At 52.3% G+C, this 24,710-nt stretch carries 24 protein-coding genes and 1 pseudogene; 15 read left to right on the top strand and 10 right to left on the bottom strand.

What is annotated here, in order from left to right:
* Positions 1-11 precede the first annotated feature (11 nt).
* Positions 12-644, top strand: a complete 633-nt coding sequence (gene pncA / locus D4100_RS00295) for a bifunctional nicotinamidase/pyrazinamidase (protein WP_006322608.1) — start codon at positions 12-14, stop codon at positions 642-644.
* Positions 645-876: 232 nt separating this feature from the next.
* On the top strand, positions 877-2,157 hold the full coding sequence (gene chiD, locus D4100_RS00290) for a chitinase ChiD (RefSeq protein ID WP_119802534.1): 1,281 nt from the start codon (positions 877-879) through the stop codon (positions 2,155-2,157).
* A gap of 37 nt (positions 2,158-2,194) precedes the next feature.
* On the opposite strand, the gene D4100_RS00285 is transcribed toward chiD, so the two are convergent.
* Positions 2,195-2,467, bottom strand: coding sequence for a YeaC family protein (locus D4100_RS00285; protein ID WP_004945385.1), 273 nt, complete (start codon positions 2,465-2,467; stop codon positions 2,195-2,197).
* 63 nt (positions 2,468-2,530) lie between these two features.
* On the bottom strand, positions 2,531-2,944 hold the full coding sequence (gene msrB / locus D4100_RS00280; RefSeq protein WP_006322610.1) for a peptide-methionine (R)-S-oxide reductase MsrB: 414 nt from the start codon (positions 2,942-2,944) through the stop codon (positions 2,531-2,533).
* Between the two features lie 348 nt (positions 2,945-3,292).
* Between msrB and gapA the strand changes: the two genes are divergently transcribed.
* Both gapA and D4100_RS00270 read left to right on the top strand, forming a co-directional pair.
* Positions 3,293-4,288, top strand: coding sequence for a glyceraldehyde-3-phosphate dehydrogenase (gapA, locus tag D4100_RS00275; RefSeq protein WP_006322611.1), 996 nt, complete (start codon positions 3,293-3,295; stop codon positions 4,286-4,288).
* 79 nt (positions 4,289-4,367) lie between these two features.
* Positions 4,368-5,243, top strand: coding sequence for a D-hexose-6-phosphate mutarotase (locus D4100_RS00270; protein ID WP_119802532.1), 876 nt, complete (start codon positions 4,368-4,370; stop codon positions 5,241-5,243).
* Positions 5,244-5,419: 176 nt separating this feature from the next.
* On the opposite strand, the gene D4100_RS00265 is transcribed toward D4100_RS00270, so the two are convergent.
* Complete coding sequence (locus D4100_RS00265; protein WP_006322613.1) at positions 5,420-6,184, bottom strand: MipA/OmpV family protein; 765 nt, start codon at positions 6,182-6,184, stop codon at positions 5,420-5,422.
* 428 nt (positions 6,185-6,612) lie between these two features.
* On the opposite strand from D4100_RS00265, the gene yeaG reads away from it, so the two are divergent.
* From yeaG to D4100_RS00245, 3 genes and pseudogenes are all read left to right on the top strand, one after another.
* Positions 6,613-8,547, top strand: a complete 1,935-nt coding sequence (yeaG, locus tag D4100_RS00255; protein ID WP_006322614.1) for a protein kinase YeaG — start codon at positions 6,613-6,615, stop codon at positions 8,545-8,547.
* Positions 8,548-8,611: 64 nt separating this feature from the next.
* A complete protein-coding gene (locus D4100_RS00250) occupies positions 8,612-9,880 on the top strand; it encodes a YeaH/YhbH family protein (protein ID WP_119802530.1) in 1,269 nt (422 codons plus the stop codon).
* Between the two features lie 76 nt (positions 9,881-9,956).
* Positions 9,957-10,334 (top strand): annotated as a pseudogene (locus D4100_RS00245) (SOS response-associated peptidase family protein); the annotation flags it as partial.
* Between the two features lie 100 nt (positions 10,335-10,434).
* On the opposite strand, the gene D4100_RS00240 reads toward D4100_RS00245, so the two are convergent.
* The gene (locus D4100_RS00240; RefSeq protein ID WP_119802528.1) at positions 10,435-12,015 is read right to left on the bottom strand and encodes a glycoside hydrolase family protein; all 1,581 of its coding nucleotides are present in this window, start codon (positions 12,013-12,015) and stop codon (positions 10,435-10,437) included.
* Positions 12,016-12,256: 241 nt separating this feature from the next.
* Here D4100_RS00240 and D4100_RS26045 point away from each other — a divergent pair, with 241 nt between their 5' ends.
* Positions 12,257-12,577: a tyrosine-type recombinase/integrase gene (locus D4100_RS26045; protein WP_420876390.1), complete on the top strand. Its 321-nt coding sequence runs from the start codon at positions 12,257-12,259 to the stop codon at positions 12,575-12,577.
* Positions 12,578-12,749: 172 nt separating this feature from the next.
* Here D4100_RS26045 and D4100_RS00230 read toward each other — a convergent pair whose 3' ends face one another.
* Positions 12,750-13,181, bottom strand: a complete 432-nt coding sequence (locus D4100_RS00230) for a GNAT family N-acetyltransferase (RefSeq protein WP_119802524.1) — start codon at positions 13,179-13,181, stop codon at positions 12,750-12,752.
* A gap of 617 nt (positions 13,182-13,798) precedes the next feature.
* Between D4100_RS00230 and D4100_RS00225 the strand changes: the two genes are divergently transcribed.
* A complete protein-coding gene (locus D4100_RS00225) occupies positions 13,799-14,371 on the top strand; it encodes a type 1 glutamine amidotransferase family protein (RefSeq protein WP_006322618.1) in 573 nt (190 codons plus the stop codon).
* A 78-nt stretch (positions 14,372-14,449) separates the two neighbouring features.
* Here D4100_RS00225 and D4100_RS00220 read toward each other — a convergent pair whose 3' ends face one another.
* Together D4100_RS00220 and D4100_RS00215 are read right to left on the bottom strand one after the other, a co-directional pair.
* Complete coding sequence (locus tag D4100_RS00220) at positions 14,450-15,010, bottom strand: GNAT family N-acetyltransferase (protein ID WP_338068441.1); 561 nt, start codon at positions 15,008-15,010, stop codon at positions 14,450-14,452.
* Positions 15,011-15,351: 341 nt separating this feature from the next.
* Positions 15,352-15,510: a YqaE/Pmp3 family membrane protein gene (locus tag D4100_RS00215; protein WP_006322621.1), complete on the bottom strand. Its 159-nt coding sequence runs from the start codon at positions 15,508-15,510 to the stop codon at positions 15,352-15,354.
* Positions 15,511-15,786: 276 nt separating this feature from the next.
* On the opposite strand from D4100_RS00215, the gene D4100_RS00210 reads away from it, so the two are divergent.
* Entirely contained in the window at positions 15,787-15,963 is a 177-nt protein-coding gene (locus tag D4100_RS00210; protein ID WP_004945419.1) for a GhoT/OrtT family toxin, read from the top strand.
* Positions 15,964-16,009: 46 nt separating this feature from the next.
* Here the strand turns inward: D4100_RS00210 and D4100_RS00205 are convergent, their stop codons facing one another.
* Together D4100_RS00205 and D4100_RS00200 are read right to left on the bottom strand one after the other, a co-directional pair.
* Entirely contained in the window at positions 16,010-18,127 is a 2,118-nt protein-coding gene (locus D4100_RS00205) for a TonB-dependent siderophore receptor (RefSeq protein WP_119802522.1), read from the bottom strand.
* Between the two features lie 424 nt (positions 18,128-18,551).
* Positions 18,552-18,845, bottom strand: coding sequence for a hypothetical protein (locus D4100_RS00200; protein WP_071919912.1), 294 nt, complete (start codon positions 18,843-18,845; stop codon positions 18,552-18,554).
* A gap of 170 nt (positions 18,846-19,015) precedes the next feature.
* Between D4100_RS00200 and D4100_RS00195 the strand changes: the two genes are divergently transcribed.
* A complete protein-coding gene (locus D4100_RS00195; protein ID WP_065506298.1) occupies positions 19,016-19,498 on the top strand; it encodes a hypothetical protein in 483 nt (160 codons plus the stop codon).
* A gap of 10 nt (positions 19,499-19,508) precedes the next feature.
* On the opposite strand, the gene D4100_RS25710 is transcribed toward D4100_RS00195, so the two are convergent.
* Positions 19,509-19,664, bottom strand: coding sequence for a hypothetical protein (locus tag D4100_RS25710; protein ID WP_013813239.1), 156 nt, complete (start codon positions 19,662-19,664; stop codon positions 19,509-19,511).
* 152 nt (positions 19,665-19,816) lie between these two features.
* On the opposite strand from D4100_RS25710, the gene D4100_RS00190 reads away from it, so the two are divergent.
* From D4100_RS00190 to D4100_RS00175, 4 genes are read left to right on the top strand one after another with little or no spacing between them, the layout of a single operon-like run.
* Positions 19,817-20,623 (top strand): ATP-binding cassette domain-containing protein, encoded by an 807-nt coding sequence (locus D4100_RS00190; RefSeq protein ID WP_119802520.1) that lies wholly within the window; start codon positions 19,817-19,819, stop codon positions 20,621-20,623.
* A 4-nt stretch (positions 20,624-20,627) separates the two neighbouring features.
* On the top strand, positions 20,628-21,416 hold the full coding sequence (locus tag D4100_RS00185; protein WP_065506300.1) for an ABC transporter ATP-binding protein: 789 nt from the start codon (positions 20,628-20,630) through the stop codon (positions 21,414-21,416).
* Between the two features lie 18 nt (positions 21,417-21,434).
* Positions 21,435-22,943, top strand: a complete 1,509-nt coding sequence (locus tag D4100_RS00180) for an ABC transporter substrate-binding protein (protein ID WP_119802518.1) — start codon at positions 21,435-21,437, stop codon at positions 22,941-22,943.
* 23 nt (positions 22,944-22,966) lie between these two features.
* The gene (locus D4100_RS00175) at positions 22,967-24,670 is read left to right on the top strand and encodes an ABC transporter permease subunit (RefSeq protein WP_119804083.1); all 1,704 of its coding nucleotides are present in this window, start codon (positions 22,967-22,969) and stop codon (positions 24,668-24,670) included.
* The last annotated feature ends 40 nt before the right edge of the window (positions 24,671-24,710 follow it).

The following is a 24,710-nucleotide window of genomic DNA, read 5'->3' as shown; positions in this document are numbered from 1 at the left end:
ACGGAGCCGAGATGAAAACAGCCCTGTTGTTGATCGATTTGCAAAATGATTTTTGCCCCGGCGGCGCGTTGGCGGTGACTGACGGCGATGCCACCGTTATCGCCGCCAATCAGGCGATAGCCGCCTGCGTGGCACGCGGTGAACCGGTGGTCGCTTGCCAGGACTGGCACCCGGCCAATCACCGCAGCTTTGCGGTAAATTCAGGGGAAAAGGTCAACACGCTGGGTGAGCTGGAAGGATTGCCGCAGGTGTGGTGGCCAGCGCACTGTGTGCAGGAAAGCCCAGGGGCGCAATTGCATCCGCAGTTGCACCAACAGGCGATTGCAGCCGTATTTCAAAAGGGCCAAAATCCGGATATCGACAGCTACAGCGCATTCTTTGACAACGGCCACCGCGCGCAAACCGCGCTGGACGGCTGGTTGAGGGCTCAGGGCGTCACCCATTTGGCCATCATGGGGCTGGCGACCGATTACTGCGTGAAGTTCAGCGTTCTGGATGCGCTGGAGCTTGGGTATGAGACCATAGTCATTACCGACGGCTGCCGTGGTGTCGATTTGCAACCAGGCGATAGCCAGAAAGCGTTCCAGACGATGGAACAGGCCGGTGCACGGCTCGTTACCCTGTCACAATTTATCGCTCATTAATTCCATCGGGCGCCCCGCGCGCCCGCATCTTCTCCCCCTCGCAAACCTCGACATCGCTCACATTCCAACCATTCTCCTGTGATTACATCTTGTTCCTGCGCGTTGCTTTTGCTGTTATGACCGCTGATGCCTTGGCATCAATGAGTTATACGCATCCGGGGCCCTTTTGAGCCCGGCTTTATGTTACCGCCTGAGGCGGTTTCGGTCGGCCTTGTCGACCAAAGGAGATAACATGGCATTACCCCGTAAACTGCTGCCTTTGCTGGTAGCGGTGCAGTTAGGTATGGCCGGAGCCGGCATGGCTCACGCGGCCTCTTACCTGTCCGTCGGTTATTTTAACGGTGGCGGTGACGTCACTGCCGGCCCCGGTGGCGATATCAACAAGCTGGATGTTACCCAAATCACCCACCTCAACTACTCTTTCGGCCTGATTTACAACAACGAGAAAGAGGAAACCAATCCGGCGCTGAAAGACCCGACGCGTCTGCATCAGATCTATTTATCGCCGAAGGTTGAAGCCGATCTGAAGCTGTTGCCGGTATTGCGCAAACAAAACCCGGCGTTGAAGGTACTGCTTTCCGTTGGCGGTTGGGGAGCGCGCGGTTTTTCCGGTGTCGCTGCCACACCGGAAAACCGGGCTATCTTTATCCGCTCGGTACAAGAGGTGATTAAACACTATCAACTCGACGGCATCGATCTCGACTGGGAATACCCGGTCAACGGCGCCTGGGGCCTGGTCGAAAGCCAACCTGCGGATCGAGCCAACTTCACCCTACTTCTGGGGGAACTGCATAAGGCGCTGGATAAAGGGAAATTGCTGACCATCGCCGTCGGTGCCAATGTCAAAAGTCCGCAGGAATGGGCAGATGTGAAAGGTATTGCGCCCTATCTCGATTACATCAATCTGATGACCTACGACATGGCGTACGGCACCCAGTATTTCAATTCCAATCTGTATGACTCCAAGCAGTGGCCAACCGTCGCCGCCGCCGATCGTTACAGCGCCAATTTTGTGGTGGATAACTATCTGGCTGCCGGGCTGAAGCCCGCACAGTTGAACCTGGGCATCGGCTTTTACGGCCGGGTGCCCAAACGGGCTACGGAGCCGGGCGTCGATTGGGATAAACCGGATGCGGCCAAAAACCCGGTCACCCAGCCCTATTTTACCGCGCGTGAAACCGCCGTGTTCAAGTCACTGGGGTTGGATCTGACCAGGGACAGCTATTTCAAGTACAACGATATCATCAGCAAGCTGCTGAACGATCCGCAGCGCCGCTTCAGCGCCCATTGGGACAGTGACGCCCAGGTCCCCTACCTGACCCTGCAATCCACCGAGGGCAAACCGTTGTTTGCTATTTCGTATGAGAATCCGCGTTCGGTCGCGATCAAGGCTGACTACATCAAAAGCAAGGGGCTGGGCGGTGCCATGTTCTGGGAGTATGGCGCAGACGACAACAATCGGCTGGCACGCCAGTTGGCGGAATCACTGGGGATAAACGGCGGGAAAGGCTAAACCAGAGGGCGATGCCTGCATCGCCCTGCTGTTCGATTTATTGCGGCTTCAACTTGACCAGCGGTTCGGCAACGAACTGCTGTTTCAGCTCCTGCTTGCTCTTCATCACAATCTGGCCGTCAGTGCCAATAGTCATATGTTGCGGATCGGCATTGTTCAACGACTGCCACAGCATCACCGCCTGCAGACTGTTTTCTTTCTGTTCCGGCGTCAGCGCAACGCCGTCCGGCCATTTGCCCAATTCTACGGCCTGCACCAGGCGCTGATAGATTTCCGGGGTCATTGCGGCAATCAGGTCTTTCACGTCCATCAGAGCATTTCCTCACTCGTGGAAGAATAATTAGCTGAATCGATTTTTCTGGCTGAATAATCCTCAGCCGGCGGTTTTTTCGCCGTTCTCACCGTCGGTAAAGCTCAGTGAAGCCGAGTTAACGCAGAAACGCTCACCGGTAGGCTGCGGGCCATCGGGGAATACGTGCCCCAGATGAGCGTCACACTGACCGCAGCGAATCTCGACTCGATGCATATTGTGCGAATTATCATCAAGATAACGAATCGCATCGTCGGATACCGGCTCATAGAAGCTTGGCCAGCCACAGCCGGAGTCGTACTTGCTGTCGGAATAGAACAGCGGATGATTGCAACACAGGCAATGGTATACACCCTCGCGCTTGTTGTGCAGCAATTTACCGGAATACGGCGCTTCGGTACCACGTTGTTGGGTCACATAACGTTGGATTTCATTCAGTTCCGTGGCCGGATGGTCAGGGGTTGTCTCTTTAGCCATTTGCGTGATTCTCTGAATGTGGATAATGTCAACGAAAACAATGAGTAATAATAACAAAAAATTAACAACATTGCAGTGCTTTTTGGCCTAAACTGTAGCGCATAAAGGTCACGTCGCGACATTATGTGATACCGATCACATATATGAAGCAGCGTGACTTTATACTTAGCGGTTTGACCCCATATAACGGATGAGGCCGAACGCAAACGGAATGTGCAATAAGCACGCAGATCAAGCTCCGTGATTTGATTTGCAGCAAGAATTGACACGATTCCGCTTGACGCTTGGTAAGGTTTTTGTAATTTTACAACCAACCTTTTATTCACTAACAAATAGCTGGTGGAATATATGACTATCAAAGTAGGTATCAACGGTTTTGGCCGTATCGGTCGCATTGTTTTCCGTGCTGCTCAAGAACGTTCCGACGTCGAGATCGTTGCAATCAACGACCTGTTGGACGCAGAGTACATGGCTTACATGCTGAAATATGACTCTACTCATGGCCGTTTCAAAGGCACTGTAGAAGTCAAAGACGGCCATCTGGTTGTTAACGGCAAAACCATCCGTGTTACCGCAGAGAAAGACCCGGCTAACCTGAAGTGGAACGAAGTGGGTGTTGACGTGGTTGCAGAAGCGACCGGTATCTTCCTGACCGACGAAACCGCACGTAAACACATCACTGCAGGCGCTAAGAAAGTTGTTATGACCGGCCCTTCAAAAGACGCGACCCCAATGTTCGTACGTGGCGCAAACTTTGAAAAATATGCTGGCCAGGACATCGTTTCCAACGCATCTTGCACCACCAACTGCCTGGCTCCGCTGGCTAAAGTCATCAACGACAACTTCGGCATCGTCGAAGGTCTGATGACTACCGTTCACGCGACCACCGCTACTCAAAAAACCGTTGATGGCCCGTCTCACAAAGACTGGCGCGGCGGCCGCGGCGCATCCCAGAACATCATCCCTTCTTCTACCGGCGCAGCTAAAGCAGTTGGCATCGTTCTGCCAGAGCTGAAAGGCAAACTGACCGGTATGGCGTTCCGCGTTCCAACTCCAAACGTGTCTGTAGTTGACCTGACCGTTCGTCTGGAAAAAGCGGCGACCTACGAAGAAATCAAGAAAGCCATCAAAGAAGCTTCTGAAGGTTCTATGAAAGGCGTTCTGGGCTATGTTGAAGACGAAGTGGTTTCTACCGACTTCAATGGCGAAATCCTGACTTCCGTGTTCGACGCCAAAGCAGGTATCGCACTGAACGACAACTTTGTGAAACTGGTTTCCTGGTACGACAACGAAACGGGTTACTCCCACAAAGTTCTGGATCTGATCGCTCACATCTCCAAATAATGGAATGATGTAAAGCTGATAATGAGGGCGACATTTTTGTCGCCCTTTTTTGTTTCTACGGCGAACAAAAGGCTACATAATGAACGAAAAAATTTTCACCCTGCCCGTTACCGAACAAATTTCACCTTACATCAGCCAACGTCAACTCGATGAACTGCCGGTGGTGGTCGTTTCCCACCCGAAAGTTCGCGCTGCTGTCGCGCTACAGGGCGCGCATCTGCTGGCCTGGCAACCTGCCGGCGACAAACCGGTTATCTGGCTGAGCAATAACACGCCATTCAAAAAAGGGAGTGCCATTCGCGGCGGCGTACCTATTTGCTGGCCCTGGTTTGGTCCGGTAGCACAACCCTCGCACGGCTTCGCCCGCAATCAACCCTGGAACCTGACCGCGCATGATGAAGACGACAGCGGCGTCATTCTGACCTTTACGCTGAAAGACAATGAGCAAACCCGCAAGCTGTGGCCACATGCCTTTACGCTGATTGCCCGTTTCAAGCTGGGCGAAGAATGCGAGATCGAGCTGGAGTCCCACGGCGACTACCAGGCTACCGCTGCGCTGCATACTTACTTCCAGATCGGTGATATTGAACAAGTTAAAGTTGCAGGCCTCGGCGAACCTTATCTCGACAAAGTGGCCGGTGGAGCAGAAGCTCACCAGACTGGGGATTTGGCGTTTATTGGCCAAACCGATCGGGTCTACACCAAGCCCGACGCTTTCAGCCTGATCAAAGATCCAGCGCTACAACGCACCATTGAGGTTCATCACCATCATATGAGCGATGTCATTGCCTGGAACCCGGGGGTGGAACTGTCCTGCAGCATGGCGGATATGGCGAATGACGGTTATAAAACCATGGTTTGCGTGGAAACCGGCCGCGTCAGTAAACCACTGGTGGCCGCAGGCGAACAACCTGCACGGCTGGCGGTAACCTTCCGCAGCCGTAAAAACGCCTGATGCTTTCAGGGCGACAAACCGCTCGCCCTGCTTAATCCCCCTCTCCAGCCACTCAAACGACCTATCCCACGCTCCCTGCACGATATCAGCAGCATTTAATGCACTACAGATATGCAAAAGGGGCGCGAACGCCCCTTTATAATGCATTGGTTGCACAATATTTGTGCAATTTGATTTTAGAAGCTGTAGCTCACACCCGTCATCAACAACCCGGTGTAAGATTTATCGACCATTGGGCTGTCTTTGACTTCATCAGACAGTTGGATGTAACGCCCGGTGAAGAAAGCATTCCAATCCTTGTTGATCTGATAGTTGGCGCTCAGCTCAACGTAAGGCGCCCAACTGTCGCCTGGCGTGTAGCTGTTCAGACCACTGCGGCGAGATTCGTGATCGCTGATGCCATAGTAGTATTTGTTCTGGTTTTTGCTGTTCCACATCACACCCACACCAGGAACCAGAGTCAAAGCGTCTAAATCGAATTTGTAGAGGTAAGCGACATCCCCCACCAGACCGTTGCTGTTGTCCAGCATATCACCGGTAAAGGTGCTGCGGATCGAGCCCCACTCGGCATTATGGGTATAAGCCAGGCCAGCCATCAGCGTGCCGCGACGTTTATCCAGGCGCTTCATGCGATCGTCGTCACTGTCGCCAGGACGGTAGCCAAACGGCGAGTAATAGCCCATGACGCTCAGTTGGTTTTCCTGATCTTTCCACAGGTAATACCCGGCAGTCAGCGTGCGGAAGTAGAAGTCGTCGCCTTCATAGTTAATGACTGGCACCGGGTAGACGCGAGTATCATAACCACGATACGCGTCAGGACTAACCAGCGCTGCGGCACCGAGCGACCAGGTCCCTGCCTGAGCACTTTGTGCGCAAACCATTGCGGAAGCGATAATTGCTAGCGTTTTGAGTTGAAATATCTTCACTGGTTCTTTTTCCATAAATAACAGGGTTAATAGCCGACTTAGTTTATGTGAAAACACCGTAACACGCCTAATCTTTACAATAGAAAACGACCAAGATCGAATAACTTAGATCGGAAATATGAATTAATCATGGCAGAACAATGACGTTTTTTGCCGCAACCCGCGCCAGACAAGGCGTTTGGCCATCCCTGTCACAACTGAGTCATTGATATGACTTAAAAAAAGCTTTTTATGGCGCAGGAAATTTTCCGGGATGCCAACTAAGCTTAATCAGAAGGTGAATTTATCCTGGGCCCAGTGGCAATACAGCGCAACTCGCGATAATAAGCGCACCAAGTTGGCATACGGGTTGCTGTACTCAGGTAATAACTTCTGCTTTCGGGAGCCAAAACACTATCACCAGCTCCCTTTAACCTGTGCTAATAACGAAAAGGACGGGCATCATGAACATATTTGACCACTATCGCCAGCGCTATGAAGCTGCCAAGGACGAAGAGTTCACACTGCAGGAATTTCTTACCATTTGCCGGCAAGATCGCAGTGCGTATGCCAATGCGGCCGAACGTCTGCTGATGGCTATCGGCGAACCCGTTATGGTCGACACCGCGCTTGAGTCACGCATGTCTCGCCTGTTCTCCAACCGGGTGATCGCACGCTATCCGGCATTCGAAGAGTTCTACGGCATGGAAGAAGCTATTGAACAGATAGTTTCTTACCTGAGACACGCCGCACAAGGGCTCGAAGAGAAGAAACAAATCCTTTACCTGTTGGGCCCGGTGGGCGGCGGGAAATCATCGCTGGCGGAACGCCTGAAAGCGCTGATGCAACGCGTGCCGATTTACACGCTGAGCGCCAACGGAGAACGCAGCCCGGTCAACGACCATCCGCTGTGCCTGTTCAATCCGCAGGAAGATGCCAATATTCTGGAAAAAGAATACAACATCCCGAACCGCTACCTCGGCACTATCATGTCGCCGTGGGCCGCGAAGCGCCTGCATGAATTTGGCGGCGACATCACCAAATTCAAAGTAGTGAAAGTGCGCCCTTCGATTCTGGAACAGATCGCCATCGCCAAGACGGAACCCGGGGATGAGAATAACCAGGATATCTCTGCGCTGGTGGGGAAAGTGGACATCCGTAAACTGGAGAACCACGCCCAGAACGATCCGGACGCCTACGGCTATTCCGGTGCCCTGTGCCGTGCCAACCAGGGGATCATGGAGTTCGTAGAGATGTTCAAAGCGCCGATTAAGGTGCTGCATCCTCTGCTGACCGCCACCCAGGAAGGCAACTATAACGGTACCGAAGGCATCTCCGCCCTGCCGTTCAGCGGGATTATTCTGGCTCACTCCAACGAATCCGAATGGGTCACCTTCCGCAACAACAAAAACAACGAGGCCTTCCTCGATCGCGTTTATATCGTCAAGGTACCGTACTGCCTGCGGGTGTCGGAAGAGATGAAAATCTACGACAAACTGCTGGATCACAGCGAGTTAACCCATGCGCCTTGCGCTCCTGGCACGCTGGAAACGCTGGCACGCTTTACCGTGCTCTCGCGCCTGAAAGAACCGGAAAACTCGAGCATTTACTCGAAGATGCGCGTTTATGACGGTGAAAGTCTGAAGGACACCGATCCAAAAGCCAAGTCGTATCAGGAATACCGCGACTACGCTGGGGTCGATGAAGGCATGAATGGCCTGTCCACCCGTTTCGCTTTCAAAATCCTGTCGCGGGTATTCAACTTCGATCACGCCGAGGTTGCCGCTAACCCGGTACACCTGTTCTACGTACTGGAACAGCAGATCGAGCGTGAGCAATTCCCTCAGGATCAGTCGGAGAAATATCTGGAGCACCTGAAAGGCTATCTGATCCCGAAATACGCCGAATTTATCGGTAAAGAGATACAGACTGCCTATCTGGAATCCTATTCGGAATACGGTCAAAACATTTTTGACCGCTACGTGACCTATGCAGACTTCTGGATCCAGGATCAAGAGTACCGTGATCCGGATACCGGCCAGCTGTTCGATCGCGAATCCCTGAACGCTGAACTGGAGAAAATCGAGAAACCGGCCGGCATCAGCAATCCGAAAGATTTCCGCAACGAAATAGTCAACTTCGTGCTGCGCGCCCGGGCTAATAATAGTGGTCGTAACCCTAACTGGACCAGCTATGAGAAGCTGCGTACCGTGATCGAGAAGAAAATGTTCTCGAACACCGAAGAGTTGCTGCCGGTGATTTCGTTTAACGCTAAAACCTCAACGGATGAGCAGAAGAAACACGACGACTTCGTCGACCGCATGATGGAAAAAGGCTACACCCGCAAACAGGTTCGCCTGCTGTGTGAATGGTATCTGCGGGTCAGAAAGTCTTCATAACGGCTAATGAGAATTAGCGTCATGGAGATGGCGTAGAAAGTTGGCAACGTCGTTTGGGGGAAGTATGGCGTATTTTATTGACCGACGTCTTAACGGCAAAAACAAGAGCATGGTTAACCGCCAGCGCTTCTTGCGCCGCTACAAGTCGCAAATCAAACAGTCGATTGCCGAAGCCATCAACAAGCGTTCGGTCACCGACGTGGACAGCGGGGAGTCGGTTTCGATCCCCAATGGCGATATCAACGAGCCGATGTTTCATCAAGGCCGCGGTGGCACACGCCACCGCGTTCATCCAGGTAACGATCACTTTGTGCAGAATGACCGTGTCGAGCGCCCTCAGGGTGGCGGCGGCGGTGGCGGCGGTCAGGGGAACGCCAGCCAGGACGGCGAAGGCGAGGATGAATTCGTTTTTCAGATATCCAAAGACGAATACCTTGATCTGCTGTTTGAGGATTTGGCGCTGCCGAACCTGAAAAAGAATCAGTATAAGCAGCTTACCGAGTACAAAACTCATCGGGCCGGTTACACCGCCAACGGCGTGCCGGCCAATATCAGCGTGGTACGTTCGCTGCAAAACTCTCTGGCGCGACGTACCGCCATGACCGCCGGAAAACGGCGAGCCTTGCATGAGCTGGAAGACGAGCTCACCCAGTTGGAAAACACCGAGCCGATGCAGCTGCTGGAAGAAGAGCGGCTGCGCAAAGAAATTGCCGAACTGCGCAAAAAAATCGAAAGCGTACCCTTTATCGATACTTTTGATTTGCGTTACAAGAACTATGAACGTCGTCCGGAACCTTCCAGCCAGGCGGTAATGTTCTGCCTGATGGACGTTTCCGGTTCCATGGATCAGGCCACCAAGGACATGGCAAAACGTTTCTATATTCTGCTCTATCTGTTTCTGAGCAGAACCTATAAAAACGTCGACGTGGTGTATATCCGCCACCACACTCAGGCGAAGGAAGTGGATGAGCAGGAATTCTTCTACTCGCAGGAAACCGGCGGCACCATCGTTTCCAGCGCGCTGAAACTGATGAATGAAGTGGTTGAAGAGCGTTACGACCCGGCGCAATGGAACATCTATGCCGCTCAGGCCTCGGATGGCGACAACTGGGCCGATGACTCACCCTTGTGTCACGAACTGTTGGCGAAGAAACTACTGCCGATGGTGCGTTATTACAGCTACATCGAAATCACGCGCCGCGCCCATCAAACGCTGTGGCGTGAATATGAAGACCTGCAGGTGAAATTCGATAACTTCGCCATGCAGCATATCCGTGAGCCGGACGATATTTACCCGGTATTCCGCGAGCTTTTCCATAAGCAGACCGTCTAACTAGCAACTAATTCCTATATAATCAGCCGGTTAACTATTTTTTCCGGCTTTTTTTTTACTTCCTTTAGTGATTGTTCCCCTAGAGCGCTACAACGTGGCACCAGGAACCCGCGTGCTAGTACTTAATCAGCGCGAAGAAAAGCTGCACCTCGATCCTATTGAGTGGGGGTATGGCCCGGAATGGTGGAGAGAAATGAAACGCCAGCCGGTTATCAATGCTCGCGTTGAAACTGCAGCCACCAGCAGAATGTTTAAACCATTATGGAATCATGGCCGCGCGCTGGTGATGACTGATGGCTGGTATGAGTGGAAGAAAGACAAACACGACGCAAAAGTAAAGCAGCCTTACTTCATCTATCACGAATCGAAATCGCCGATATTTTTCGCTGCGATAAGCCGCCATCACCCCGATGATAAAGATCCTCCAGATGATGACGGCTTTGTGATTGTGACCTAACAGATTTTAGAGAGGGCCAGTATTCGAGATTTCAAAGTTGCCGGGGCCCATCCGAGTGTTATTAAAAATTTAAGTTTAACTTCTCTTATAATAAACGTTAAGCTTGCAAAGTAATTGTTGCTTCTTGAGGATATTTGACGACAGCCTTTTTCGCGGGGTCCCCTGCTTGCCACGTTTGTGGGCTACGCCATGATGCTAAAGATAAGGTTCCTATTAGAGTTGGTTTTGCAGTAAAACTACCCGAAACAACTACAGGTCCCCATGACATAAAAGCACTACCATCACCATCGATCTTGATAGGAGGCTTGAGTGTGTTTTTCATATTAAAAAGCATAATTCTACCAAAGTTCGGCAAAGCTCCCGAAGTGACAAATATTGCAGTGCCATATAAACCGTCTACTAAAACATCTTTTATTGTCGGGGAACCAATTATTTCTATTAGAGTCTGTTCAGATATAGCATTCGCTGGGTTATACACTTCTATGCTGCCAAACTTACTTTTACCGTTAATATAAATCGCACTATCTAATGATTTGTTATCAATACCACGAATATAAATCCTTCCAATTTCTACGCCATCAGTTCTGATAAGCACAGCTCGACCTACGCTTACGTATGCATCACAAATGATTGACGAAATATGAACTCTTTCTATTTTTTGCGTTGGATCTGCCGAGTCGTCAGCGGAAAGGATTACTTCAGAAGAGGCTATAAATGAGCCTCTAATGTAAACATTACCTATAGATATATCTGAAGACCCCCGCTCTATTTGCACGCCAGAATAAACGGATTCCATAGTAGTATCACCAATTGAGATATTATTCCCTTTTATCCAAATCCCTTTATATACTTTTTTCTCATCTTTAACAAATGAGCCTTCAAATAGACTACCGATATTAATAACACCAGATACATTAATATGCTCACCAACGAGCACCAACCCAGCAGCACCATGATACCTACATTGGACATCTGATATATTTACATACTTACACTCATCTTTATATGTGTCCTGTCCGGTACTGATCAAACATCCTCGTGGTGTCGTTGCCAATTGACCTGCAGGCAACACCCCGGCATATTCAACATTAATATTATGACATGAAACAAACTTGCTGTAGATAACAATTGCATCACCAGCACAAGTACCACACTTTACATTACTGATGTGATTATTATTATTCCTTTCTGACCAAATAGTATTTCTTAAGTTGTCGGTATTGATTTCCGAAGTAAATGTATTCCCAAACGTTTTGAAAGCATTAGCGAACCCAGATATAGTAAGGTTTCTAGCATAACCATTTGAAAACTCAATGGCATGACAATTCTCAACCTTTTCCCAAACTTCATCTAAAGCCACAGGCCCTTTTACGGTAAAATTCTCATAATTCTTTCCAGATGTGTATGTAATCACAGTAGCATTGGGAGTTCTTTGCCCCCACATCCCCACCTCTTTCTTTTTCCAGTCAAATGAACATCCATTACCATTTATAGTTTGCGGTTTAGAGCCATACTTAAATAACAACGTATTTGTTATCAAGTATTTTTTCCCGCTGGTACCATGCACATTTAACTCAGTATCTAAAGCCGCTTGCCATGCATTGGTATCATCTGTAATTCCATCCCCTTTCGCTCCGAAAAATTCAGGGGTGGTATATTCGCTTATGACTTCAGCCATAACTCCTCCAGTTTTTTATTGGCAAAATCAGCTTAGCAGTAAAATTCATTCTAGATTTTTTAGTTTATAGTTATACCACATACCTGACAGCATCGCAGATGCATTAATCTCAAAAAAAACAATGTTATTCAATTGATTAGCTGATAAATGCTAATATTCCTAAAATTTAAATGGTGCCATCGGCGTTTACCACTGAGTTGTTATAAAAAAACGAGTTGGGCCTGAACATTAACCCCGTTCCTTGGCTATAGCCCGTTGCCGTGATCGTACTGTTAGCCCTTACCTATTTCACCATGTCCGCGCACATGCAATGATAAAGCCTGGCCAGAGCGTTGATACTAGTTCGTTAAGTAGGTCATTTCTAGAAACTCGGCAGGCAGCAGGTGTTAACCCACCTAAAAATGGTACAGCCCCTAGTTTCCATGAACAGCGATCGTTAGCAGAGCGTTTGTATAGTGCTCAGGAGATTGATACCCAAACATTGCTTGGACATAAAACACAGGAAATGACTGATAGATACCATGATGATATAGGCGCGGACTGGACCACGTTAGTGGTATAGCTCTGTGTAAAATCTGCAGAGCAATCCCTGAGCTTCTCTCTCAATTTTCAAATCTGTTTTTGGGGAGATTTTGGAGTGAAATTTAAAATAATAGATATCAGATAGTTATGCTTTCACTTTGTGTTCCATAAGCAAACGGCATAATATTTATTAAAACAGCCAGCTAATCTTGTTAGCTGGCTGTTCCTTTTACAGGAAAAAAGAACAGCCTCTCAGGATCGTTTTCATCCAGGTTTTCAATACAACCGCTCTCAGTAAAGCCGGTTTCCAGCAGCAGCTTCTTCATGGGTAAATTCGAAACGTTAGTTGAGGTAAAAAGCTTGGGGCGTTCGCAAAGCGATTTTAAGTGTTCGAGTAACTTTCGCCCCACTCCTCTGCGTCGGAACCGCTCATCGACCATAAGAATTTCGATAAATCCATAACCGTAAAAGTGATAGTGCAGCACGCCATAAGCCACTATTTCACCAGCAAGATCTACAACATGGCAGGCACCGGCCTCGCACCACTCACGGATCTCGGTATGACGGTGCAAATCATGCGATGCAAGGGTATCAAAACCGATCAGCACATTAATATCCTGCATTGTTGCAAGGCGAAAAATCATTGTTCCTGTCCCCTTCGTTCTTTCCATTAGCGCAGTCCACCGCTAAGGGAATTCCTAATTACGTTTTCTTTACTCGCTGCTCATTGCACAAGTTAGGAATATTCCTATTTAATGGGTTGCCAAATTGCAATCTTAGGTGAGTGCTATGGAACTACTTCCAATCGCAATCATCGTCGTTTTGATGGCAGTTGTCGTATTTTCCTTTGTCCTCTATTGGCGGCAAAGAAAAACAAGTACTTTCAACACCAAGCGGAAACGACGTTAGGACGACTATCCACAAGGAGGTGGTCCCACAGTAACGCTTCTCAGCCTGCCCAACTACCGCGTAAGTCCCTGTTTGAGGATATTCTGATACATACGGCGCCTTGAATCTTTCACTTGTCCATAAAGTTTACGTGGGTTACTGTCACCTTCCGAAGGTTCACACCACCTCGCTTGTAACCAGAATAAGATCCAATAGCTAGCTATCATCCCTTAATCCCGCCGTCGCGCGGGATCTTTTTAACGCCAGAAAAATCACTACTGCCAGAAATTGACAGTGACGCCCGCTAAATTTGGGATCCTGCGGGTGAACAATTCCGTGGGCTATTTTCAGTATCATTAGGGAAAACCTGCCAATGACATGTGCCATCACTGTTCTTACCGATAACTTTTCCGATTGGGAAACCGCGCTGATCAATTCCACTTGTCGCGGCTATTACGGTTTCGATACCCGTTTTGCTTCGCCCAAAGGCGCCTCGGTTATGTCCTCCGGGGGCCTGCTGGTTACCCCACAGTTATCGATCGAAGCCATCGAACTTGACGATATTGACCTGTTGATCGTCTGCGGCGGCACGGCCTGGCAAAGTGGGCAGCCGCCAGATATCACGGCGTTGGTCGCCGAGGCTCACAGAAAGAACATCGTCGTCGCCGGGATTTGCGACGGAACCCGCGTATTGGCGCAGTCGGGCGTGCTCGATAACCTCCGCCATACCTCAAATTCGGCTGAAAACCTGTCGCAGCTGGACTATGCAGGCGCCGCGTACTATCAGGATGTGCCCTATGCCGTTGCAGACCAACGCGTAGTTACTGCACCAGGCACCGCGCCCGTCAGTTTTATGGCTGAGATCCTGGGGGCACTTGGTTTTAATGACGAGAATCTTAAAGCCTATTTGTCCATGCACGCGGCCGAACACAGCAAGCCGCTTTAACAACAATGCATAGTTGGCTTCACGTATAATCTTTTTAGCATTCGGCGGAGCCAATATAGCGACGTAGCGTTAACGCCGTTAACCGGCCTTCGTCTTAGCGTTCCATTCGCTCCGGGTCATTTCCCAGATTTCTGATGGCATGCGGCCACCGATATAATCTGTTTCTTTGGTGGCGACGACTCGCATGCCATTACGCTCTGAAATACGCCGCGATGCCTGGTTATCTTTTGCCTTGGTCACTCTCAGCACCTCCTGCCCCAGCACATTAAACCAGAACTCCGTGACGCTGTGGCAGGCTTCGCTCATCACCCCCTGATGCTGCCATTTCGGCGCTAACCAAAAGCCACGGTTGCTGTCGCCACCCAGGCTAAGGTTTATCACACCGATCAGGTGCCGCTCATCCTCCTTGCGGCGGATGGACCAAAACCATCCGGTTCCTCTTTCCATCGCCGACAGCGCAACATGGTTTATAAAATCAAGTGCGGCCCCCGCCGGATAGGGCCAGGGGATTTGCTTCGTCAGATAACGCACAATTTCCCAGCATGGAAATAAATACTGAATATCTGCGGCGTCATCAGGTTCCAGCGGGCGCAACACCAGCCTGCTGCTGGTTAAAACGGGGATCGCCAAGGCAAACACCTCCAATAACCCAGGTCCAAAGTCAGTTTCAAATCAGCATCAAAGCCACATTAAAACTAGGATTTTTACCCATTACGTTCTAAAATCCCATTTGAAAACAACAACAAGTAATATCATTAACATCAAAAGGGAATTGTCACGTGAAGGAAATGATCTCCATCCTTTGCATCGTAAGTCTGTTGGCGATGCTTTTTTCATGGTTGTTTGTCTACGGCCTCAACATCTATTAGACGGCCGATGGGCATAAAAAACCCCGGCATGCGCACGCATACCAGGGCTGATAGTCCGGGCTACATGAAGATATTCCCGGTGCAAAACGGCTTGGCTCGTTGATGGCACCGCTACTGTTTGGTCTGGATCCAGAAAGCATGAATCAGGCCTGGGAAATAGCCCAACAGGGTCAGGATAATGTTGAGGATAAAAGCCCCGCCGATGCCCTTATCAAGCAACACACCCAGCGGCGGTAGAATAATGGTAAATACGATTCTCCAAAAGCTCATACTCGCTCCTCATTTGCTCCATGGCCTACCAACATATTATATCCATTAAATATTTTCAAATATCCGCTTATTTGAGCAATCGCAAGATGCGGGGAGTTATGTTCTTCGACATCGCCATTACCGCCCACCGGGGCAGTCTTCCCCGCGCCAAACGCCATAACAATACTATTATTGTGGTTATAAATAATAAACTAAATAAACAACCAATAAGCATTGATTATGGGGAATTAAGTCCCTAGAATTCGCGGCTGAAAAATACGACTGGGATAAGGTTTCATGTCACCGCTGTGGGTTGCAACACAATATTTTTATTTAATTGGCCTTTTGGTTTCTATGGTTTTTACCTATTTAGTCAGCCGGGACACCATCAAAATACGTTTTATCAGCGCGTTAACTATTGGTTTGACCTGGCCGCTAAGCCTGCCTGTGGTGTTGCTTTTCTCCCTGTTCTAGCGATCCACCCCGTCGGCAAAGCGACGGGGCGATACGGCCACTTTCCTCAGAAATCATACCCCAGGGTAGCCACCACAGAACGTTCCGCTCCCCAATAGCAATAACCGGTGCCATAACAGGCCGCAACGTATTTCCTGTCGGTCAGATTATTGACGTTCACCTGAACGTAGGCACCTTTCAGTGACGGATTCACACCATCGAGATTCATTCTCATCGAAGCATCCACCAGCGTTACCGAAGGAATGCGTAGCGTATTTTCGTTGTCTGCCCACTGCTTGCCGATATAGCGTACCCCCGCGCCAAGATCCACGCCGAACCCGGCCGCGTATTTGCCCCACAGAGAAACCATTTGGTCAGGTGCCAAATACGGCGTATTGCCGTTGTTGCCATCGATCGCGTCTTTAAACTTCACTTTGTTGTAACTATAGCCGGCAATCAGATCGAAACGTTCGGTGATCTTGCTGCGGGCTTCCAGTTCAATCCCCTGCGAATGCACTTTGCCGGCCGGCAGATAATAACTTTGCTGCACTACGCGGTTGGCAACGTCTTTCTGCGTCAAATCGTACAATGCCACGCTGTAGATCGATGCACTGCCTGGCGGCTGATATTTCAACCCCACCTCATACTGCGCGCTGGTGCTTGGTTTCAGCATGTGTCCGTTTTGATCGGGCAGCGCCTCGGGCGTTACTGCGGTACTGTAGCTGGCGTAAGGTGAAAGACCATTATCAAAGTGATACAACAAGGAGGCACGGCCACTGAAGTTATCATCGCTGCGCGCATCGCGGGTGCCAGTATTGAGCGTGGTATTTTTAGACTCGATGCGATCGAAGCGGCCGGACAAGTTCAGGTACCAGTCCTGCAAGCTGATTTCATCCTGCAGATAAACGCCGCTTTGCTCATAGTGCCGTCTGGAGTCGGTATGCGTCAGGCCGGTTAACGCCGCCCCGCCGGATACACCGGTATAAGGATTAAGCTGCGATGCGGCAGCAGACTCTTCCCACAAATTATTGCGAAAGCGCTGGTAATCCAGGCCCAGCATGACCTTATGATCCAGCACTCCGGTGGCAAAGTCGGCTTCCAGCTGGTTATCGACGGCAAAGGCGTCCAGCGAAGTGGCAGAGCCGCTGTAATAACGGTTCAGCAAACGGTGATCATCATTCCAGCCAATTTGATAGACCTGTTGCAACTCAACATTGGAGTGGGTGTAACTGGCATTCTGACGGAAAGTCCAGACGTCGTTAAAATTGTGGGAGAAAGCATAACTGTAGATCTGTTCCCAGCGCTTGAACACATTCCGGCTGCTCTCACCGTCAAAGAATCCGCGCCCCAATTTGTCGCCCGAGCGGGAATAGAGGCTGCCATCTGCCGGCACAGCGCTGTGGTAACCGCCGGACGGATCCTTCTGCAGGTAAGCTTTAAGTAATAGCGAGGTATTGTCATCCGGCTGCCACAGTAATGAGGGAGAGATGGCATAGCGCTCTTCACGCTGATGGTCATACATGGTTTCGCTGCTGCGCGTCATGCCGGTCAGCCGGTAAGCCCACTGCTCAGACAGCGGACCGGTCACATCGAAAGCTCCGCCCTTGGTGCCGTTATTGCCCGCCATCAGGTTCACGTGCCCTTCCGTGGCAAACTGAGGCCGCTTGGACGTCAACGCCACCAGCCCCCCCGGGATACTTTGTCCGTACATCACCGAAGAGGGCCCTTTGATGACGTCGACACGTTCCAGGAACCAGGGATCGACCTGCAATGCATTATAGGTGCCGCCATCGCTCAACAGCCGCAGGCCGTCAAGGAAGGTGTTATTGACGTCACCGCCATGAAAGCCGCGCAATGCGATGGTGTCATACCGGGTGGCGCCACCGGAAAAGTTGGTGAAAACACCCGGCGTATATTTCAACGCATCGTTAACCGTCTGGGCACTCTGATCGGTCATCTGCTGACGGGTAACGACCGAGACCGACTGAGCCGTCAAGATTAGCGGTCTGTCGGTTTTGGTCGCTCCCTGGCTGGTCGTAGCCTGATAGCCCCGAGTTGCGGTTTCCGCCGTATCGGCAGGTTTGGCAGTGACCACCAAAGTATCTTCAGCGAGCGACGCCAGCGGCAGGAACATGGCGAGCGCGCATAACCTGCGCGACGGTTTGACGGAAAAAGGTATCGGCATCTCTTGTAACCCCCTGGTAAATAACCTAAATAACACTAATAAGCATCTCCGCCAGCAACACTGTCTGACAACGTCCTTAGAGGATCTATCGGTGTGACGAATGCAACAAGAAACGAATATTAATGATAATTATTATCTTTATCGATAGGTAATTTCAAATAGAGGGCGCTTTTTATGAACCGGCGACGTGTGTCATCGCAGTTGAAAATCCATGGGTAGGTTGGGGGTTAATGATCTGAAATGAAAGACATAAAAAATGCCAGCGCGAGGCTGGCAACAAACACTGGAAGCAATGTGAGCAATGTCTTGCCGGCTTGGGTGGCACACAAGGAGACAACCCTTTTTCTCCCTCACCGACCATTAAATGATAACGACTATCATTATCCTTTGCAAGATACTTTTACCCGCGTACGGCATGAAACCATCAATGCTTTGCCCCGCCAAACCGCCGATATAAACCCACTATGGCCAAAAAAATGGCCGCTATCACGACATTGACCAAAACCCACACAATTAATATAGGCACAGCGGTTTGATAGAGCGGAATGCCCCGGGCGGCAGAAAAGGGATTAAGATGCCAGGACCTGATAAGAAAGAAGGGATTCAAATTAAACCATTGGCAGAACAAAGCTATCAACGTCGGCGGCAGGAAAAAATAAAGCCCCACAGTGGCAACCAGTAAACATACTGTCGAACGACTGTTTTTATAATTTTTCATATCACTATCTTGCCATTACTCTTTCGCTGAAAACGCCTTGGCCGTTATTGGTTGAACAGACTCGGCAAGGGCCGATTAGTTCCCCTTTTGGGGTAAAATAAAGCCCGTTTGGCGTTTAATTTTCATTTAGCCACCTGATGTTATAACGCTATTCAGCTCAGGAGGCTCTCATGATACCGGACTATTGCCCTATCCCGCCAAACACCAAAAAGTTCAAAATCATCTATGGCTGGTATATATATGCCGTCTATACGCTGTTGATCTTTAATATCTACCTGGCGGTGTATAACGTCTGTGTCAGACACCCCATTGAATCGCCGCTGACCTCATGGCTCCATAGCCTGTTCATCGCCTTTATGCTCTACCAGTTGCTGAAAAAACGAACGCGTTTCGCCTGGCTGATGCTCGCCTATTTTATCCTGATGCGGCTGTATTACGCCAACGTGTTGCATATCGAATTTAATTCCTGGAGCCGCGGGCTGGTCTTCGTGATCCTGACGGTCTTGCTCAGCGGCACGGTTGCACTGGGGCAACTTGCGACACCGCCGTTGCGCCAGGATTGGCTGGCACGTTTGGGCTGGCGGCAATGGGCTACGTTGACCGGCTTGTCCGGGGTACTGACGCCATTGATTACTACCGATTATCTGGGGTGACGGCAGTCATTTATTTGGGAATATGCGGCTCGGAGATATCGACCATACGGCACAGCTTGGTGTAGTTACTGGATTGCTCGCATAACTTATCGGTGACGTAAACACCAAGATAACCCAGCACCAGCACATAGCCGGCCATGCACAGAATAAAAATAAACGTTCTCACCGATAGAACCAACCTGACAACAATACCTTGAGCATCATACCTTGATTTTCCTGCTTTAGATCATTTCAAAGTATTTCAGAAATCTGCTGGTCATTTCCCGCCAACGAATGTTATGTTATTACATATCAAAAACAACATTTACAGATACGCTAATGGAAACCCAAAGCCCACCGTTACTCACCGTAGAACATCTGACACTGTCGATTAACGGGGAAGTCAAAATCAGCGATCTGAACTTCACCCTGCATGTCGGCGAGCGGCTGTGTCTGCTTGGCGCATCCGGCTCAGGCAAGTCACTCACCGCCGCAGCCATTTTGGGCACGTTGCCATTCGACGCAACACTCAGCGGATCGATACGGCTGCTGGGGCAGGAAATCAGCGGCCAACGTTTACAACAGCGCAAGCCCCTCGCGCTGGCGGCCATTTTTCAAGATCCCTTTACCAGTCTCAATCCCCTGACCACCGTGGGTAAACAACTGATCATGGCCCTGCGAGCCCGAAGCGGCATGAACAAAGAACACGCCCAATGCTGCGCCGCCGAGTTGTTGGCCGCGCTGGGCTTGCCGCCGGATATGATGAAGCGCTATCCGGGACAATTGTCTGGTGGCCAATGCCAGCGAGTCTGTGCGGCGCTGGCGCTGAGCGGCGAGAAAAACCTGTTGATAGCGGATGAACCCACCACCGCGCTTGATATGGTCAGCCAGTATCAGTTAATCGATATCCTCAAGCGCTATACCGAGCGCCCCGCAGCACCGGCGCTGCTGTTTATCACCCACGATCTTTCCGTCGCCGCCAGCCTGTGCCAACGCGCAATCGTGCTGGCGAACGGCAAGATAGCTGAGCACGGGTCTGTCACACAGCTGTTGCGCCAACCGGTACATCCCTATACCCAGCGGTTGGTTGCCACGGCACTGCGTCCGGCATTCAGTGATTATCCCGCCATGAGTATGGCGGGATAATCCAGTGAATCACTCGCCGGTCAACGCCACACTGCCCTTTATCAGCCTGCAGAATGTCTGTCGGCAATATGCGCCTGCATCTGGTGGTCTCGGCCCTACTGACCTGAATCTGCATGCCGAAGAACGCATCGGGCTGGTTGGCTGTTCCGGTGCAGGCAAATCCACCTTGCTTAAACTGCTGTTAGCGCTAGAGGCACCGGATTTCGGCCACATTCTCTGCCAGGGCACAGCAATTCGCCCAGCGTCCGTTCGCCGGCTGCGCTGGTACCGACGTTTGGTGCAGTATGTACCGCAAGACGCCCATGCCTCGCTCAATCCGCGCCATACGGTCGCCGAACTGATTATCGCCCCCTTGCGCCAACTCGGTCTGCCGCAGGATCTGGGTATCACTGCCGAACGCGCTCTGCGCCAGGTTGAACTGGATGAACACCTGCTGTACGCCAGGCCGGGCCAGCTTTCCGGCGGGCAGGCGCAGCGGGTAGCCCTGGCACGCGCCATCGCGCTGCAACCCCGTTTTTTACTGGCCGATGAGCCGGTCAGCGGTCTGGACCTGCCCTTGCGCCGGCAGATCGTCAACCTGCTCGATCGTCTTGCCCGTCAGCAACGAATGGGAATGTTACTGGTCTCCCATGATATTTCGTTGGTGGCCGCCTTATGCCAACGCACGCTGGTGATGGATCGCGGCACCATCGTGGAAGATCGCCCAACCCACGAGCTGCTGCAAACGCCCCGGCATGTCGCTACCCGCGCCTTGATCGCCGCAATCCCATCTTTGTCCTCTTTTAAGCCCTGAGATCCCGAGGAATTTTGCATGCTGAACCTGCGCTTTATTGGCCCTACCGGCTGCCTGCTTGCCGGCAGTTTGCTGCTTGGCGGTTGCTTTGAACCTGCCAAACCGAAAAAAAGTGCCACCGAAGAAAAACGTATCCGGCTGGCCATGCTACAACCGCCCCGCTCCGGGTTAACGCCGTTGAGCGATGACGCATTTAAACTCTCGCGCTGGAGCAACGCCGAAACCCTGGTGGTGCTGAACGCCAATGGCGATGCCGAGCCGGCGCTGGCGACCGAATGGCAGCAAATAGATGAACGCCGCTGGCGCTTTGTGCTGCGTCAGGGCGTCAGTTTCCATGACGGCAGCCTAATGACGGCACAAAGCGTAGTGCGCTCACTTTCAGCCGCAATGAATGCTGCGCCAAAACCGCGCATTCTTGATGGCGTGGAGCTATCGGTTGCCACCGAAGGCGATAACGCCGTGGTGATCACTACCGCTCATCCTGATCCCCTGATCCCGCAACGGCTGTCCAGCCCGCAATTGGCGATCCTCGCTGAACGGGCCTATGCCGCCAACGGCGTGGTTAATCCGTTGCAGGCCGGAACCGGGGCCTTTGTGCTGACGGAAATCAACGGCACCAGCAGCGCACGGCTAAACCGCTTTGAGGGTTACTGGGGGGAAAAAGCCGCCGCACCGGGGATAGACGTCAGTTTTGTGCCGGACAGCAACGCCCGCGCCGCCGCCTTGCGCACCGGTAGCGCCGATCTGGTTGAAGCCCTGCCGGTATCGCAGTTGCCGCTCATTGAAGCGGGGCTGATCCACGAAGTCCCGATGCCGCGCACCAATACGCTGTATCTGAACACTCGCCTCGGCGCTTTCAGCGATCCCGCGGTGCGCGCAGCAGCGGCAGCGGCGGTTCAACGCCAACAGTTGGTGGACAACGTCTACGAAGGCCGCGCCGATCTTGCCAACGGGCTGCTGGGTCCGGCATTGCCCTGGGCCGCCTCATTACGGCAACCGCAACCGGCTAAGCAAGCGGCGGCCGTGCAAGGCAAAACCATTACCCTGGCGACCTTCAGCGATCGCGCAGAGCTGCCCGAAGTCGCGGTTTATCTGGCGCAACAGCTCAGCGCCGCCGGCTTTATAGTGAAGCAGGAAGTGAGGGAATACGCCCACATTGAAGCCGATGCGTTGGCGGGCAAATTCGACGCATTCATTTTGTCGCGCGCCACAGTGTTGGATTCCGGCGATCCGGTGGCCTACATGTACAGCGATTTTGCCTGTCAGGGATCGTTCAATATCGCTCAACTCTGTGACCCCAAGGTGGACGAGGCATTAACCCTGGCCGCAGCCATACCGGCCGGTGCGCAGCGGCGCCAGGCGATTATCGAGGCGGAAAGCCGCATTCTCGCCACGCATGCCGCAATCCCCTTGTTGCATGAAAGGGTGATCCAGGGCGAAGCCGGCGCGATGCAATACGCAGAACGCGACCCGCGTGAACGCCGATTGGTGACACCGCACAGCGTTATTTCCGCCGGGCAGCCCTGATAGTGAAAAAGCGCTCGATAATGATGTTGTTGCCGCTCTTCTCACGCTTGTTTGCCCTGCTGGCGATGATTTTGCTCATTGGTCTGATGCCCTGGATTTCCGGCCGCGATCCGGCGCTCAGCCTGCTGCGTGCCCGCTCAAGCGAGCAAGAAGCGACGCCGGAAGCCCTGAACGCCATTCGTCAACGATTCGGTCTGGATGACGGGCCGTTGATGCTGCTTGGCCGGTGGTTTGCCGGCTTGCTGCGCGGGGATGCCGGCAACTCCTGGATCTCGGGCCGGCCGGTGCTGGAAGGCATGCTGCAAGCCGCCGGAGTGTCTTTGGCCCTGATGGCCTGTGCGCTCACGGTGGCGCTGTTGGTCGCGCTGCTGTTGGCGCTGCCAACCCTGTGGCGTGGCCTGTGCGGCCACCACCAGCGCCCTGCCGGCGTACTGGCTGTGGCGCTGACCTCCCTGCCGGAATTTTTGCTGGCGGCGCTGTTGCTGATTGTCGGCGCCGTCTGGTTGCGCTGGTTCCCGCCCTATGGCTGGCAAAGCCTGCAACACGTCGTCCTGCCTGCGCTGGCGCTGGGTTTGCCGGCAGGAGGCTTGCTGGGCCTGCTGTTCAGCGACGGGCTGGCCGCAACTTTCTCTGAACGCTGGTTGATCACCTGGAGCCTTGCCGGTATCTCCCGGAGGCAACGTCTGTTGGCGGTATTGCGCCGCACATTGCCCGCCCTGCTGCCCCAGATCGGTCTGGTGCTGGTAGGGCTTACCGGCGGTGCCATTGCCGTCGAGAAAGTGTTTGCCATTCCCGGTCTTGGCCGGGCGACCTTAGGTGCCGCCATCGCGCAGGATCTGCCTGCGCTGCAGTGCGGCATCCTGATTCTGCTGGTGATCGCCTTCAGCGCCGGTTTCCTGGCGCAGGGAGCGCATTATCTGCTGCTGGGCCGTATCGCCGCGTCGCTGCCCAATTCGCCGCAACCCCAACACAGCGTCAGAGGCAGTTATCTTGTCGCCGCCCTCGCCGCGTTATTGCTATGCCTGCTGGTGTTTAGCGGGGTCATACGCGATCCTTTCTCGTCCCTGCATATGCGCCTGCAACCGCCGAGCCTGGCACTGCCCTTTGGCGCCGACGCCACTGGCCGGGACATTCTGGCGAGGGTCGCACAGGGTGCGGTGAATACCAGCCTGCTGGCGCTAGGCGTCAGCTTCGCTTCGCTGCTCCTCGGAATACTGTTTGGCCTGATGCCGCGCCTGATGTGCGGGGTGATTGAGCTGGCCAACGCCACGCCGCCCGTCGTGGCGGGCCTGTTGGTGATCGCCATTACCGGCCCCTCAGCCTACGGTGCCGCCTGCGCGGTAATGCTGATCAGTTGGGCACCGCTGGCGGCACACTGCGCCTCGCTATTGACCGAGGCGCGCACGCAGCCCTATATCCGCATGCTGCCCGTATTGGGAATAGGCCCCCTGTGCACGCTGACGCACTACCTGCTGCCGGCGTTAATGGGGCCGTTGCTTCGTCACGCCATGCTGCGCCTGCCGGGGATTGCATTGGCGCTGGCGGCGCTGGGCTTCCTTGGGCTCGGGCCCCAACCGCCCAGCGCAGAATGGGGATTGGTGCTGGCCGAAGGCATGCCTTATATCGAACGAGCGCCCTGGGGCGTTGTGACCCCGGTGGCCGCCCTGGTGCTGCTGGCGGTGCTGGCGGTCACTCTGGCGAATGCCGCAGGCCGGCGCCGTGGCTGACTGCGCATCCTCGCCCGGTTTGTAGTAACATACTACGATG

It is taken from the genome of Serratia inhibens, assembly GCF_003591175.1.
In the GTDB taxonomy this organism is placed as follows: domain Bacteria; phylum Pseudomonadota; class Gammaproteobacteria; order Enterobacterales; family Enterobacteriaceae; genus Serratia; species Serratia inhibens.
This window is presented reverse-complemented; position numbering and strand designations above follow the sequence as displayed.